Below are 14,587 nucleotides of genomic sequence, written 5' to 3' on the forward strand. Positions count from 1 at the left end.
CTGAAGCGAAAAAAGCCCCGCTCTCTGCAAAGAGGCGGGGCTTTTTGATGGCTGATGATCAGGGTTTGGAAGCAATAGCCGTCTCGACTGCCTTGATGAAATCAGGATCGTCGGGCTTGATCCGGCTGGAAAAACTGCCGACCACCTTGCCCTGGCGATCAACGACGTATTTGTAGAAATTCCACTTCGGCGCGCCGGACTGTTCGGCCAGATGCCTGAACAAGGGAATGGCGTCCGCACCTCGTACCGGCTGCGGCTCGGTCATAGTGAAGGTCACGCCATAATTGACGTAGCAGACCTTGGCCGTCTCCGCCCCGTCCTTCGACTCTTGCTTGAAATCATTGGACGGCACGCCCAGCACTTCCAGCCCTTCGCCTTTGTAGCGCTGGTTAAGCGCCTCGAGCCCTTTGAACTGCGGAGCGAACCCACAGAAGCTGGCCGTGTTGACCACCACCAAAGGCTTGCCGGCGAAGCGCTGGCACAAGTCAACGGTTTCCTTGGCCCGCAACTTGGGCAGCGACCCCTCCAGCAGCGGCGGGCACCCGGCTGCCCATACGTGCCCGGTCACAGCCAGCAACAGGGCGGGAACAGCAAACCAACGCATCATGTCGGATTTTCCTTGTAGACCTGTCAGACCACGACGTTACTCCGCGCGCCCAGTGCCGTCCACACGTCAACAGTTGCCCATGCCCAGCTGCATCAAGGCCAACCCGCCTTGGTGCCAGCCCCACCAGGCAATTGCCAGCAGCGCCGCGGCGCCGAGTGCGATCAACCATGGGCCGAAGCGGCTCATGCCGCACCGGCCTGGGCTTGCAGGCGCGCCACCGGACGCTCGCGTACCGGCCAGTTCAATGCCGCAGCCAACAGACTGAGCAGGATCGACACCTGCCAGATCAAGTCGTAGCTGCCGGTGCGGTCGTACACGACGCCGCCCAGCCAACCGCCGAGGAACGATCCCAGCTGGTGAAACAGGAACACGATCCCACCCAGCATCGAGAGGTTTCGTACGCCGAACAACGTGGCGACCGTCCCGTTCGTCAGCGGCACCGTCGACAGCCAGAGGAAGCCCATCGCCATGCCGAACAGATAAGCCGTGGTGGTTGTCACCGGCAACCACAGGAACAGCCCGATGACCACCGCCCGCGCCAGATAAAGCCCGGTCAACAGGCGCGGCTTGGACATCCGCCCGCCCAGCCAACCGGCGGTGTAGGTGCCGAAGATATTGAACAGCCCGACGAGGGCCAGCACGGTGGTGCCGACGCTGGCCGGCAGGTGCTGGTCCACCAGATAGGCCGGCAGATGCACACCGATGAATACCACCTGGAAACCACACACAAAAAAGCCAACGGCCAGCAGCCAGAACCCTGAATGACTGCACGCTTCGCGCAACGCTTCGGAGAGGGTTTGCTCATGCCCGGCCAGCGGCGCTGGCGCGTCCTTGAGCATGCTAACCAGCGGCACGATCAACGCCACCAACAGGCCCAGCGCCAACAGCGCCGCGGACCAGCCGAGCCACCCGATCAAGCCCAACGTGCCCGGCAGCATGGCGAACTGGCCGAAGGAGCCGGCCGCACTGGCGATGCCCATGCCCATGCTGCGTTTTTCTGGCGGCACGGCCCGTCCAACCACGCCAAGGATCACTGAGAACGAAGTACCGGACAGGCCGATACCGATCAACAGGCCGGCACTCAACGACAGCGACCAGGGCGAGTCGGCCATGCCCATGAACACCAGGCCGAGCGCATAGAGAACGCCACCGATCAATACTACTTTTGCCGCGCCGAAGCGATCCGCCAGGGCACCGGTGAAAGGCTGCGCCAAGCCCCAGATCAAATTCTGCAAGGCAATGGCAAAGGCAAACACTTCACGGCCCCAGCCGAATTCCGCGCTCATCGGCGCCAGGAACAGCCCGAAGCCATGCCGCACACCCAATGACAACGCCAGTATCAGCGCACTGCCCACCAGGACCCAACCACAGGTACGCCACATCGATGTCATTCTTATTCTCCAGTCGCGGGTATATACCCACTTGTCATCGGACGAACCGGCTTCACGCCAGTTCATCCAGCAAGGCCAGCAAGGTCGCACGCTTTTCGGCACCGAGCTTATCGATCAATTTCTGTTGCGCCGCTTCCCAGGCCGGCAACGCCGCCGCCAACCGGGCCTTCCCCGCGTCGGTGAGCACGACGATGCGGTTGCGCAAATCGTCGCCCTCAGCCAGCTTCACCAACCCCTCGCCTTCCAGCACCCGCAGGTTGCGCCCGAGGGTGCTGCGGTCCAGACCCATGGCCTCGGCCAGGGAGGAAATGCTCGGCTGGTCCAGGCGCGCCAGGTTATTGAGCAGAGAATACTGGGCAACGTTGATCCCGAAGCCATCGAGAGCGCCGTCGTAATACCTGCTGACGCCACGCGCGGCGCGACGCAGGTTGATGCACAGACATTGGGAAGGCAGCATGATGCGTGTATATACCCGCGACTAGATGAATGCAAATTTAAATCAGCGCTCGCCCGCTGGCAACGTGCGAATTCAGCTTAAGACCAATGCCACCAGAACGGCCGTTTCCAGCAGCTCCAGCAAGGCACCCGCGGTGTCGCCGGTGCAACCCTGCAGCCTGCGCAACATTATCTGCCTCAAGCCGATGAATACGGCCGCGGCGACTACCAGCGTCCACAGCCCTGGCCCCCCCATCACCAGCACGCAGCCCAGTGCGCTGATCGACAGCACCTGCCAACCCGAGCGGCGCGGCAAGTGATCAGCCAGTGCCTGGCCCAGCCCTCCGGCACGCACATACGGCGTAGTGAGGAACAAGCCCAGCAAAGCAGCACGCCCCAGCATCGGCACAATCAGTAACGCAAGTGGCTGCCTCTGCTCGATCAGCGCCACCAGCGCCGTCCATTTGAGCAGCAACACCAGCACCAGCGTGACCACGGCGATCGGCCCGCTGCGCGGATCCTTCATGATCAGCAACGTACGTTCGCGATCACCGAAACCGCCGAGCCAGGCATCGGCGCTGTCGGCCAGGCCATCCAGGTGCAAGCCGCCGCTGAGCAGCACCCAGGCCGTCAGCAGCAGCGCGGCATGCAGCGTCACCGGTGCGCCCAGCAACACCGCATCGAGCAGCCAGAGCAGACCACCGAACAACAACCCCACCATGGGATAGAACAACAGCGAACGCCCGAGCTGCCCGGGCTCTGGCATGCCTGGCAAGCGGACCGGCAAGCTGCTGAGGAATTGCAGGGCGATCCAGAAGGGCAACATGCTCAGCCCGCCTCTTCAAGCACTGGACCGGACGACACCGTCAGGGAAAACAGCGCACCATGGCCGACTTCGACGTTCAATAATTGTTCGCGCGGCATTGCGCGGGCCTGTGCCAGCAGCAACCGCATCACGCCGCCATGACTGACCAGCAAGACGCGCTGTCCGGCATACGCCAGGTGCAAGCGTTCGACGGCCGCCAGGACCCGCGCCGAAAACGCCAGCACCGGCTCACCGTCGGGTGGCGTAAAAGCGTAAGGATCGGCCCAGAAGCGGCCGAGGGCGTCGGCGTCGGTCTCCATCAACGCTGCTGCGCTGCGGCCTTCCCACGCGCCGAAATGCAACTCTTGCAGGTCTTTGTCCACATGCACCGGCACACCCAGCCGGGCGCCGAGTTGTTCGGCGAAACGGGCGCATCGCTGCAACGGCGAACACACCAGGCGATCCCAGGGCCCGCCCTGCGCCACCGCTGCATGCATTTGCTCCCAACCCTTGGCCGTCAAGGCGTCATCGAGACTGCCGCGCAAGCCGCCGCCCAGTTCGGTTTCGCCGTGACGCAGCAGGTCCAGGCGCAAGGTCATGCCGGGCGATCCGCCACGGCCGCTTCGGCAAACGTCGCCATCTGCCCATGAAGGTCACAGGCCAGGCGTAACAACGGCACCGCCAACGCCGCACCACTGCCCTCGCCCAGGCGCAAATCCAGATCCAGCAGCGGTTCGGCACCAAGGGTTTCCAAGACGTGCTTGTGGCCCGGCTCGGCGCCGCGATGACCGAACAGCAACCATGCCCGGCATCCAGGATTGAGCCGCATCGCCACCAACGCCGCAACGCTGCAGATGAAACCATCCACCAGCACGGCGATGCCCTGCTGGGCACAGGCCAGATAGGCGCCGGCCAACGCCGCGATTTCAAAGCCACCGAGATTAAACAAAACCTGCAACGGATCGCCATTCGCGCCGCCGTGCAGCGCCAGGGCACGCTCGATCACCCGCGCCTTGCGACTGACACCCGCCGCATCCAACCCCGTGCCGGGCCCCACCAGGTGCGTCACCGGACAATCGAGCAAGGCACAAGCCAAGGCGCTGGCCGCGGTGGTGTTGCCAATGCCCATCTCGCCGCCAATGAACAATTGCGTCCCGCCGACAACGGCACGCATCACACTGTCGCGCCCGGCTTGCAAGGCCAGCTCGCCCTGGGACTGGCTCATCGCCGATCCCTGGATGAAATTCGCGGTGCCAGGGCCAAGGTTCAAATGACGCACGCCGGGCAGGTCCAGCGAAAGCGTCACGGTGCCCAGGTCCACGACTTCCAGCGAAGCGCCCAGTTGCCGGGCGAGCACGCTGATGGCCGCGCCACCCTTGACGAAGTTGTGCAGCATCTGCCCGGTGACTTCCTGGGGATAAGCCGAGACACCTTCGGCCACCACGCCGTGGTCGCCAGCGAAAATCGTGATCCAGAGCCGGTCCAGGCTCGGCTTGAGCTGCCCTTGCAGGCCCGCCAGTTGCACCGCCACCGATTCCAGGCGCCCGAGGGAGCCGGTCGGTTTGGTCAGCTGTTGCTGACGGGCCGCAGCCTGCTCCAGCGCCTGGTTATCGACGGGCTTGCACGGGTCCAGCCACCAGCGATGATTCATAATGCAGTTCCTTTAAGGGTCAGGGACAAGCCGGCGACGGTCAACACGACGCGTTGGCAACGTTCGGCCAGGGCTTGATGCAGCCAACCGGCTTCATCGACATAACGGCGCGTCAGCTCGCCCAGCGGCACGACGCCCATGCCGGTCTCGTTGCTGACGAATATGACTTCACCGGGGAGCACGCCGATGCAGTCCAACAGCGCTTCACGCTCGGCAATCAACCGTTGCGGATCGTCGAGCATCAGCAGGTTGGTGAGCCAGAGGGTCAGGCAATCCACCAGCAGGCACCGATCGCTTGCGGCGTTTTCCCGCAGCACCCACGCCAGCGCCAAGGGTTCCTCCACCAGCGCCCATTCGGCCGGACGCCGGGCACGATGCTGGGCGACACGCTGGTTCATCTCGCCGTCGAGGGGTTGGCTGGTGGCGATGTAGGTCACCGGCAAACGAGTGTCCGCCGCGAGTTTTTCGGCCAGGCGACTCTTGCCGGAGCGGGCGCCGCCGAGGATCAGTTGCAGCATGGAGCGTTACCTTTTATGTGTGGGCCTATTCGTGAGCAAGCCCGCTCGCGCAGGGGAATGCAATTCAATATGCAAGAGCGGGCTCGCTCGCGAAGGGGTCGGTAGCGTCACCTCAAATCCCACAGAGTTCACGCAACAACCCAGTGTCCAGATGCCGCTCCACCAGGTCCGCCAGTCGCTCGATATCCCGCTCGCGCAAGCCGTGGTAATCCACTGCCTGTACGTCCTCCAAACCGGCCCAACGCAGCAAGGCACTGCTGGCCGCGGGTGATTCGAACAACCCATGCAGATAGGTGCCGAAAACCTGCCCGTCGAGGCTTTGGGCGCCATCGCAACGGCCGTCGTCCAAGTGCACCGCAGCGTTTTCCAGGGCGGGGCCGACGGTTACGCCTGCGTGGATCTCATAGCCGCTGATTGCGGCGTTTTCCAACGTCAGTCGCCCATGAACGTTGCGCAGTTGCTTCTCGCGTTCCAGGGTCGTTTCGAAATCCAACAAGCCCAATCCGGCACTGGAGCCTGCCGCCCCTTCCAGCCCGAGCGGGTCATGGACGTGGTGGCCGAGCATCTGCAAACCGCCACAGATGCCCAATAACTTGCCGCCGTAGCGCAGGTGTCGATGGATCGCCGTTTCCCAACCATTGGCGCGTAGAAAGGCCAAGTCGCTACGCACACTTTTCGAACCGGGCAAGATGATCAGGTCGGCTGGCGGGATGGCCTGGCCGGGGCCGATGAATTGCAGATCGACTTGCGGATGCAGGCGCAGCGGGTCGAAATCGGTGTGGTTGCTGATGCGTGGCAATACTGGCACCACCACCTTGAGCACCTGTTCGGCCTTGTCGGCCTGGCGCCGGTCGAGGCCATCCTCGGCCTCCAGGTGCAGGTCCATCACGTAGGGCAACACGCCAATTACCGGCTTGCCGGTGCGCGCTTCCAACCAATCCAGCCCCGGCTGCAGCAAGGCGATATCGCCGCGAAAACGGTTGATGATGAACCCCTTGACCCGCGCCTGTTCACTGGACGAAAGCAACTCCAGGGTGCCGACCAGATGGGCGAATACCCCGCCACGATTGATGTCGGCGATCAGCAGCACCGGGCAGTCCACCGCCTCGGCGAAACCCATGTTCGCGATGTCGCCGGCCCGCAGGTTGATCTCTGCCGGCGACCCCGCGCCCTCGACCATGACGACCGGATACGTCGCGCTCAACCGTGCATGGGAGGCCAGCACCGCTTGCATCGCAATGGCTTTGTAATCGTGATAGGCGACGGCGTTCATGGTGGTGACGGCACGACCATGGATGATGACTTGCGCGCCCGTGTCGCTGTTGGGCTTGAGCAGGACCGGGTTCATGTCGGTGTGCGGTTCGAGGCCGCAGGCCTGGGCCTGGACCGCCTGGGCCCGGCCGATCTCGCCGCCGTCGGCAGTTACCGCGCTGTTGAGCGCCATGTTTTGCGGCTTGAACGGCACCACGCTCACACCCTGGCGCGTGACCCAACGGCACAATGCGGTAACCAGGGTACTTTTGCCGGCATCGGAGGTGGTGCCCTGCACCATCAGGGTCGTCATCGAATGTCCTTGGTGTAGGCCTCGAAAGCCTGTTCGAGGCGCAGGAAACCGGCGTCATCGGCCGGCAGTCCGAAACGCAGGCTGCTGGTGTGCGTGAACAAGCGCAGCAGAATGCCGCGATGGGCCATGAATTCGTACAGGGCCTGGGCGTGCTCGGTCACCAGCCATTGAAACAATGCGCAACCGCCCTGGGGCTTGAAACCGAAGCGCTCCAGCGTCAGTGTCAGGCGTTGGCTGGTGGCTTCGCAGCGCTGTCGTTGGCGAATGTGGGCCTCGGTATCCAGGAGACACGCCTCGCCCAGGACCCGGGTCGGCCCGCTCACGGCCCACGGCCCGACTTGCTCGGCAAGCAGCTTGAGCAGGCGTCGCTCGGCCAGGACAAACCCCAGGCGAACCCCGGCCAGGCCAAAGAACTTGCCAAACGATCGCAACACGATCAGCCCGACCTGATGGGCGTGGGCGCTGAGGCTCAGGTGCGGCGTGATGTCCATGAACGCTTCGTCCACCACCAGCCAGCCGCCGCGCTGGGCCAACCGTGCGTGCCAGTCCAGCAAGCGTTCGGGGCTCAGGCTCAGGCCCGTGGGGTTGTTCGGATTGACCACCACCAGCACATCGAGGCTGTCGAGGAAGAAATCCACTTCCGTCTCCAGCACTTCGCGCACGATGTAACCGCTGCGCCGCCAGGCTTCGGCGTGTTCGGCGTAACAAGGAGACAAGACACCGACCTTGCCGGCCCGGCGCAGGCGCGGCAAGAGCTGGATGGCCATCTGCGAACCGGCAACCGGCAACACGTGCGTCGCTTCGTAATAATCGCAAGCGGCCTGTTCCAACCCATCATCGGCCTCGGGCAGGCGCGCCCAGGCCCGTAGTGGAACCGGCGGAATATCGAACGGCCAGGGCGCTAGGCCGCTGGACAGGTCGAGCCAGTCGGCCTCGGCAATGCCGTATTGCCGGGAAGCGTTGCGCAGTCGTCCACCATGCTCAAGCATAGAACTCGGCTCCGAGGCAGAGAATCAGCAGCCATAACCATACGCCGCGCTGCACCAATTGCCAGCCGCGATCAATCGAATCGGCGCTGGCCGGAACGCCTTCGCCCAAGGGCGGACGTTGATGCAGCTCGCCGTGATAGACCGCCGCGCCGCCCAACTCCACACCCAGGGCTCCGGCACCGGCGGCCATGACCGGCCCGGCATTGGGGCTGTCCCAGGTCGCCCCCTGGGTGCGCCAGCATTTGAGCCCCAGGCGGGTCTTGCCAAGCAGCGCGTAGGTCAACGCCACCAGCCGCGCCGGAATATAGTTGAGCAGGTCATCGATCTTTGCCGCCGCCCAGCCAAAACGTTCGAAGCGCTCGTTGCGATAACCCCACATGGCGTCGAGGGTATTGCTCAACCGATACAACACCACCCCAGGCGCGCCTGCCACCGCGAACCAGAACAAGGCGGCGAATACTGCGTCGCTGCCATTTTCCAGCACCGACTCGGTGGCGGCGCGGGCCACGGCGTTTTCATCCAGCCCAGCGGTTTCGCGGCTGACCAGGTAACTCACCCGCTGGCGTGCCTCGTCCAGATCGCCCCTGCGCAGCGCGCGGGCAACCGGCTCGACATGCTCGCCGAGGCTGCGCAAGCCGAGGGCGCAGTACAACGCAAGGATGTCCACCAGCCAGCCCAGCAATGGCGCCCAGGACAAGGCCGTGGCCAGCAAGGTCAAGGGCAGCACGGCGATGATCCACGCCGTGACACCGTGACTGCGCCAGCCTCGCCCACCGGAGTTGAAACGTTGTTCGAGACGATTGGCAAAACGACCGAACGCGACCAACGGATGCCCGCGCCGGGGCTCACCCAGCAGCGCATCCAGCGCCACCGCGGCGGCACTGAGCAACGCTACGCTCATGGGCGCACGCCCCAGCGATTTTCGTAGATCAGTTCGTTGAGCGGCCGCGGTTGCGCCCAGCCTTCCAGGGCGAGCATCGGCGCCGGATAAAAGCCCTCGACCGGACCCAGGCACAAGATTGCCAGCGGCTTTGCCCCGGCGGGCAAGCCCAGCAGATCAGCCAGGGCCTGGGGCTCGAACAATGACACCCAGCCCATCCCCAACCCTTCGACGCGGGCCGCCAGCCATAGATTCTGGATGGCGCAGGACAGCGAGGCCAAGTCCATTTCCGGTAAGGTCCGGCGGCCAAAGATGTGCCGCTCGCGATCGTCCATCAACGCGGCCACCAGCACCTCGGCGCAGTCGTGGATGCCTTCGACCTTGAGCTTCATGAATTCGTCGCTGCGCTCGCCCAGCGCTTCGGCAGTGCGGACACGCTCTTCTTCCACCAAATGCTGGATTTCGCCGCGCAAGGCGCGATCACTGATGCGAATGAATCGCCACGGTTGCATCAGCCCGACGCTGGGAGCCTGGTGTGCGGCTTCCAGCAAACGGCCCAGCAGTTGCGGCTCGACGGAGCCGCCACTGAAATGGCGCATGTCGCGGCGCTCGGCGATGGCGCGGTAGACGGCTTCGCGTTCGGCCGCAGAGAAGGCGTCAGTCATGGCTTGCTCGCAAAGACTGCAACAGGGGCCGGAGCAAACAGCGCGGCAATCGCCCTCGGATTGGACGGGAAATAAAAATGCACATAGGAGGCCGTCATCCGCCCTTGTCGGAAAACCGCCTCCGCCCCTCGCCCACCATTGGGGCTATGGCCGCGGGCAATCGGCTCAAGGGAGGTGCTGGACAGGGAATGATGATAGGTATGCCCGCGCAGGTTGCCTTCCGGCAAATCCACCGATTGCAATGCGAGCGCCGCCAGGCGCTTCTGCATTTGCGCATCACCGCTCAACAAACCGAGCAGTTCGGCGCGCGTGCCGTCGACGTCGGTCAGTGAATCGAGCAGGTACAGCATGCCGCCGCATTCGGCGAGCAGCGGTTTGCCATCTGCATGATGGGCACGGATTGCTGCAAGCATGGGCGCGTTCTGCGCGAGTGCGACGTGGTGCAGTTCGGGGTAACCGCCGGGCAGATAAAGGCTGTCCGCGTCGGGCAATCGGGTGTCGTGGATCGGCGAAAAGAAACTCAACTGCGCGCCCATGGCCCGCAGCAGATCGAGGCTTGCGCCATAGGTGAAGGCGAACGCTTCGTCACGGGCCACGGCGATGCGTACCCCGTCGAGCCACGGTTCAACAGCAGTCAATTGCGGAGCCGCGAATTCCACCGAAGGCGGCAAGGCCACTTCACAACTGCCCGCCAGCGCCTCGGCGGCGGCATCGAGACGGACATCCAGATCATTCAGCTCGCTGGCCTGCACCAGGCCCAGATGGCGGCTCGGCAGTTCGATGCCGGTTTCCCGCGAGAGCGCGCCGTACCAGCGCAAGCCCTCGGTCAGGCTGCCTTCGAGCAACTGCGCATGGCGCAAGGTGCCGACCCGGTTGGCCAAGACCCCGGCGAAGGGCAAGTCGGGTTGATACCGCGCCAAGCCCAGGGCCAAGGCGCCGAACGTCTGGGCCATGGCCGTGCCGTCGATGACCGCCAGCACCGGCACGCCGAAATGCCGGGCCAGGTCGGCGCTGGACGGCGTGCCGTCGAACAGGCCCATTACGCCTTCAATCAAAATCAGGTCTGCTTCTGCAGCGGCTTCCCACAACAGCCGGCGACTTTCCTGTTCGCCAACCATCCACATGTCCAGCTGATAGACCGGCGCGCCGCTGGCTCGCTCAAGGATCATCGGGTCGAGAAAGTCGGGACCACACTTGAACACGCGCACCTTGCGCCCCTGGTTGCGGTGCAACCGTGCGAGGGCCGCGGTGACGGTGGTCTTGCCCTGGCCCGAGGCCGGGGCGGCAATCAATACCGCCGGACAGTGGCGGCTGGCAGTCGACGCATGGCTCACAGTTCGACGCCTTTCTGCGCCTTGATACCGGCCTGGAACGCGTGCTTGATCATGCCCATTTCGGTCACGGTATCGGCCAGCTCGATCATCTCGGGCTTGGCGCCGCGCCCGGTCACGACCACATGTTGCATGGGCGGACGGGCTTGCAGATCGCTCAAGACTTGATCGAGGTCGAGATAGCCGTGCTTGAGGGCAATGTTCAGTTCGTCGAGCACCACCAGGCCGATCGACGGATCGCTGAGCAATTCACGCGACACGGCCCACGCGGCTTCGGCGGCGGCGATGTCGCGCTGGCGGTCCTGGGTTTCCCAGGTAAAGCCTTCCCCCATGACGTGAAAGCGCACCTGTTCCGGGAAGCGGCGGAAAAACAGCTCTTCACCGGTGCTGTTGCGACCCTTGATGAATTGCACCACGCCGCATTGCATGCCATGCCCCATCGCCCGGGCCAACATGCCGAATGCCGAACTGCTTTTGCCCTTGCCATTGCCGGTCAGCACCAGCAGCAGGCCACACTCGTTCGGTGAATTGGCGATACGCTCGTCAATCACGGCTTTCTTGCGCAGCATGCGCGCCAGGTGGCGTTCGTCGCGATCGGGCGTGTCGGTCATGGGGGAGCTCTCCGTTGGGACTGGATAACGGCGGGCGGGCAGAAAAAAGACGGCAAGGTGCCTGGCATCGCCCACCGTGATGCCGTTGGATGAATCAGGCCGGTCTCCGGGCTCATGAGCGGCGTAATGCCTGGCTGCGCGCCTTCCCATGTCATTCGACACAGTGGCGGGGGCCTGTGTGGCCACAAGCGCAGCGTTGACTCATTTACCGTTGCGGGGGCAGCGCCGGGTTTGCATGTACGCACCGGCTTCCCTGTTTCACCCTATCGGCCGTTGCCATAGAGCACCTGAAACAAGCCGCGAAGGTTAGAGGGTTGGGGGTGGAGCGTCAATTAAAGCCGCGATGGGCACCACGACGGATATTGGCCGGGATCAATAAACTGACGTCAATCTTGTGTGAAGCTGGCGCAAGTGATATCAAATAGACATTACGACCCGATATCACAAGAACAAGAGGGCAATTCACATGCAAGGCATGATCATCAGCAATCCGAAGCTGGAATTCCTGCGCCCAGTGCTGGAACGCTGGTTTGATTGTATCGACCGATACAACGCCGTGCGCGGCGATAACGACACGCCCTATTGGCACAATGAAAAAGCCAATCTCGGATTGCTGGCGGCCGCCGCCTGGATGGCGGAGATGGTCACGCTCCAGGGCGCAGCGACCCGCAAACAGAATGAAGAAGGCGAACGCAACGTCAGCGCCGACCTGTTGATCGCCAGCAGCGATGAGCGCGCCTTCATCCAGGCCACGCAACGCTGGCCGAAGGTCAACAACCTGAACCTGACCCAACCTTTGCTGGAAGCCACCAGCGACGCCAAGCGCATCAGCTACGCCAGCGACCTGAAATTGGGCTGCCTGTTCGTCGCCCCGCAAAAAGCCCAGCAAAGCGCCACGCCAGAAGAGTTGCAGGACATGATCGACGACCTGCAGAAGGAAAACACCTGCGCCGTGGCCTGGTATTTCCCATATGCCTACCGCAAGTTGCGCAACGAGGCCGGCCACTATCACCCGGGGATCGCCGTGCTGTTCAAGCAGGCTCATGGCTGATTCTGCCTACAAGGATCGCTTGATTGGCTGGCAGCCCCGCTATTGAACCATCCCACGTCTACGCTTCTCTATGAGTAACCACATGCACTCATAGGGAAGCCCGCATGCTCAAGCCAAATCACCTGTTGATCGCCGCCCTTGCCACAGGGCTTGTCGCTTGCGGCGAGTCGTCGACCTTGCAGGTTTCCGACGGCATCGGCCCGTCACCGAAACTGCCCGAGCCGAACAAGACCCTGATGCCTACGGTGAATATCGCCGAAGCCGTCGGCTGGCCGGATGGCGCCAAGCCAACGCCGGCGCCAGGCCTGCAGGTGATGGCCTTTGCCGAAGGCCTGGATCATCCACGCTGGCTCTACGTGCTCCCCAACGGCGATGTGCTGGTGGCCGAGACCAACGCCCCGCCCAAGCCCGACGATACCCAGGGCATCCGTGGCTGGGTGATGAAAAAAGTCATGGACCGTGCCGGCGCTGGCGTCCCCAGCCCAAATCGCATCACCCTGCTGCGGGACGCCAATCACGACGGCGTCGCCGAGACCCGGACGATTTTCCTGGAAAACCTCAATTCACCGTTCGGCATGACGCTGGTGGGCACTGACCTGTATGTGGCCGACACGGACCGGTTGATCCGTTTCCCTTATAAAGAAGGCGAGACGCAGATCAAGGCACAACCCACCAAGGTCGTCGATTTACCCGGCGGCACGCTCAACCACCACTGGACCAAGAACGTGATCGCCAGCCGAGACGGCAGCAAGCTGTACGTCACCACCGGCTCGAACAGCAACGTCGCGGAAAATGGCATGGAAGCGGAAGAAGGTCGTGCGGCCATCTGGGAGGTGGATCGGGCTACCGGCAGTCACCGCATCTTCGCCTCAGGCCTGCGCAACCCCAACGGCTTGGCATGGGAGCCTCGCAGCGGCGCATTGTGGACGGCGGTCAACGAACGGGACGAGATTGGCAGCGACCTGGTGCCGGACTACATCACCTCAGTGAAGGACGGCGGCTTTTATGGCTGGCCCTACAGTTATTACGGGCAGAACGTCGACGTCCGGGTCGAGCCACAGAATCCCGAGCTGGTGGCCAAGGCCATCGCGCCCGACTATGCCGTCGGCCCTCACACTGCGTCCCTGGGACTGACTTTCGCCGAAGGCAGCACGTTGCCCGCGCCGTTCATGGAGGGCGCCTTCGTCGGGCAACACGGCTCCTGGAATCGCAAGCCCCACAGCGGCTACAAAGTGATCTTCGTCCCGTTCAAGGCGGGCAAGCCGGAGGGGCAGCCTGTGGATGTGCTGACGGGTTTTCTCAACGCAGACGAAAAGGCCCAGGGCCGGCCGGTGGGCGTGGTCATCGATAAACAGGGTGGGTTGCTGGTGGCCGATGACGTGGGAAACAAGATCTGGCGGGTGTCAGCCAAATGACCATCAGCAAACCTATGGATTGCGCGCCAGGTGCTCCGGCTGCAATACACGCTTGGCTCCCAAGTACGCTTTCTGCCAATAGGCCTTGGATAAGCTGTCGAGCTTGACCGTCCCGCCCGTGGCAGGCGCATGGACGAAACGTCCCTCGCCCACGTAAATCCCGGCATGGCTGACCTGGGAACCGCCGTTGGTGGCGAAGAACACCAGGTCGCCCGTCTGCAATGCGTCTTTGCCGACCTGCGGCGCGCGCATGCTGATCATCTCGCGAGTGGAACGCGGCAAGGAGATCCCGGCGGCGTCACGGTACACATAACCGATCAAGCCACTGCAATCGAAGCCTGAATCCGGCGTATTGCCGCCCCAACGATAGGGCGTCCCCACCAGGCCCAGCGCGCGGAAAAGCACGTCTTCAGCAGCGGGGGAAAAAGTCTGGGAGGGTGCGAATACCACCGGAGCGCGCACTGGCGCGGGCGGTGGAGTGCGACTGGCACAGGCGCTGAGCAGCGCGGCAAGAACAATCAGAGCGAGGCGGGCCGACGTCGACATATGCAGAACAATCCTGATCTGGATGCGGCTTTTCTGCCGTGGAGATGAAAACAAATCCGCCCGCGCAGTACGCAGGCGGATTGCCATCAATCAATGATCAAGGATTCTAGCGGCTATGGGGCAAACTT

General features: G+C 63.4%; 16 protein-coding genes and 1 riboswitch. Of the genes, 2 read left to right on the forward strand and 14 right to left on the reverse strand.

Annotation, left to right across the window (positions count from 1 at the left end; all coding sequences use genetic code 11):
* Window positions 1-58: 58 nt before the first annotated feature.
* From JZ00_RS14680 to cobO, 13 genes are all read right to left on the reverse strand, one after another.
* Window positions 59-607, reverse strand: coding sequence for a glutathione peroxidase (locus tag JZ00_RS14680; RefSeq protein ID WP_039591930.1), 549 nt, complete (start codon window positions 605-607; stop codon window positions 59-61).
* A gap of 182 nt (window positions 608-789) precedes the next feature.
* Window positions 790-1,998, reverse strand: a complete 1,209-nt coding sequence (locus tag JZ00_RS14685) for an MFS transporter (RefSeq protein ID WP_039591929.1) — start codon at window positions 1,996-1,998, stop codon at window positions 790-792.
* A gap of 52 nt (window positions 1,999-2,050) precedes the next feature.
* Complete coding sequence (locus JZ00_RS14690) at window positions 2,051-2,455, reverse strand: MarR family winged helix-turn-helix transcriptional regulator (protein WP_039591928.1); 405 nt, start codon at window positions 2,453-2,455, stop codon at window positions 2,051-2,053.
* 72 nt (window positions 2,456-2,527) lie between these two features.
* Entirely contained in the window at window positions 2,528-3,259 is a 732-nt protein-coding gene (locus tag JZ00_RS14695; protein ID WP_039591927.1) for an adenosylcobinamide-GDP ribazoletransferase, read from the reverse strand.
* Between the two features lie 2 nt (window positions 3,260-3,261).
* Entirely contained in the window at window positions 3,262-3,837 is a 576-nt protein-coding gene (gene cobC / locus JZ00_RS14700; RefSeq protein WP_039591926.1) for an alpha-ribazole phosphatase family protein, read from the reverse strand.
* Window positions 3,834-4,889, reverse strand: coding sequence for a nicotinate-nucleotide--dimethylbenzimidazole phosphoribosyltransferase (gene cobT / locus JZ00_RS14705; RefSeq protein WP_039591925.1), 1,056 nt, complete (start codon window positions 4,887-4,889; stop codon window positions 3,834-3,836). Before cobT ends, cobC begins: the two co-directional genes overlap by 4 nt.
* Entirely contained in the window at window positions 4,886-5,407 is a 522-nt protein-coding gene (cobU, locus tag JZ00_RS14710) for a bifunctional adenosylcobinamide kinase/adenosylcobinamide-phosphate guanylyltransferase (protein ID WP_039591924.1), read from the reverse strand. The genes cobT and cobU overlap by 4 nt, the downstream gene beginning before the upstream one ends.
* Window positions 5,408-5,519: 112 nt before the next feature.
* Window positions 5,520-6,971: a cobyric acid synthase gene (locus tag JZ00_RS14715; RefSeq protein ID WP_039591923.1), complete on the reverse strand. Its 1,452-nt coding sequence runs from the start codon at window positions 6,969-6,971 to the stop codon at window positions 5,520-5,522.
* Window positions 6,968-7,960: a threonine-phosphate decarboxylase CobD gene (cobD, locus tag JZ00_RS14720; RefSeq protein ID WP_039591922.1), complete on the reverse strand. Its 993-nt coding sequence runs from the start codon at window positions 7,958-7,960 to the stop codon at window positions 6,968-6,970. Before cobD ends, JZ00_RS14715 begins: the two co-directional genes overlap by 4 nt.
* Window positions 7,953-8,861 (reverse strand): adenosylcobinamide-phosphate synthase CbiB, encoded by a 909-nt coding sequence (cbiB, locus tag JZ00_RS14725; protein WP_039591921.1) that lies wholly within the window; start codon window positions 8,859-8,861, stop codon window positions 7,953-7,955. The genes cobD and cbiB overlap by 8 nt, the downstream gene beginning before the upstream one ends.
* Window positions 8,858-9,505, reverse strand: a complete 648-nt coding sequence (gene bluB, locus JZ00_RS14730; protein WP_039591920.1) for a 5,6-dimethylbenzimidazole synthase — start codon at window positions 9,503-9,505, stop codon at window positions 8,858-8,860. The genes cbiB and bluB overlap by 4 nt, the downstream gene beginning before the upstream one ends.
* Complete coding sequence (locus JZ00_RS14735) at window positions 9,502-10,839, reverse strand: cobyrinate a,c-diamide synthase (RefSeq protein ID WP_039591919.1); 1,338 nt, start codon at window positions 10,837-10,839, stop codon at window positions 9,502-9,504. Before JZ00_RS14735 ends, bluB begins: the two co-directional genes overlap by 4 nt.
* Window positions 10,836-11,447: a cob(I)yrinic acid a,c-diamide adenosyltransferase gene (gene cobO / locus JZ00_RS14740; protein WP_039591918.1), complete on the reverse strand. Its 612-nt coding sequence runs from the start codon at window positions 11,445-11,447 to the stop codon at window positions 10,836-10,838. Before cobO ends, JZ00_RS14735 begins: the two co-directional genes overlap by 4 nt.
* An 80-nt stretch (window positions 11,448-11,527) precedes the next feature.
* Window positions 11,528-11,753, reverse strand: a riboswitch (cobalamin riboswitch).
* 160 nt (window positions 11,754-11,913) lie between these two features.
* On the opposite strand from cobO, the gene JZ00_RS14745 reads away from it, so the two are divergent.
* Together JZ00_RS14745 and JZ00_RS14750 are read left to right on the forward strand one after the other, a co-directional pair.
* On the forward strand, window positions 11,914-12,498 hold the full coding sequence (locus tag JZ00_RS14745; RefSeq protein WP_039591917.1) for a hypothetical protein: 585 nt from the start codon (window positions 11,914-11,916) through the stop codon (window positions 12,496-12,498).
* Window positions 12,499-12,602: 104 nt separating this feature from the next.
* The gene (locus tag JZ00_RS14750) at window positions 12,603-13,913 is read left to right on the forward strand and encodes a PQQ-dependent sugar dehydrogenase (RefSeq protein WP_039591916.1); all 1,311 of its coding nucleotides are present in this window, start codon (window positions 12,603-12,605) and stop codon (window positions 13,911-13,913) included.
* A gap of 12 nt (window positions 13,914-13,925) precedes the next feature.
* Here the strand turns inward: JZ00_RS14750 and JZ00_RS14755 are convergent, their stop codons facing one another.
* Complete coding sequence (locus tag JZ00_RS14755; RefSeq protein ID WP_039591915.1) at window positions 13,926-14,459, reverse strand: C40 family peptidase; 534 nt, start codon at window positions 14,457-14,459, stop codon at window positions 13,926-13,928.
* Between the last annotated feature and the right edge of the window lie 128 nt (window positions 14,460-14,587).

Origin of the sequence: Pseudomonas frederiksbergensis, from assembly GCF_000802155.2 — a bacterium.
GTDB lineage: Bacteria > Pseudomonadota > Gammaproteobacteria > Pseudomonadales > Pseudomonadaceae > Aquipseudomonas > Aquipseudomonas frederiksbergensis_A.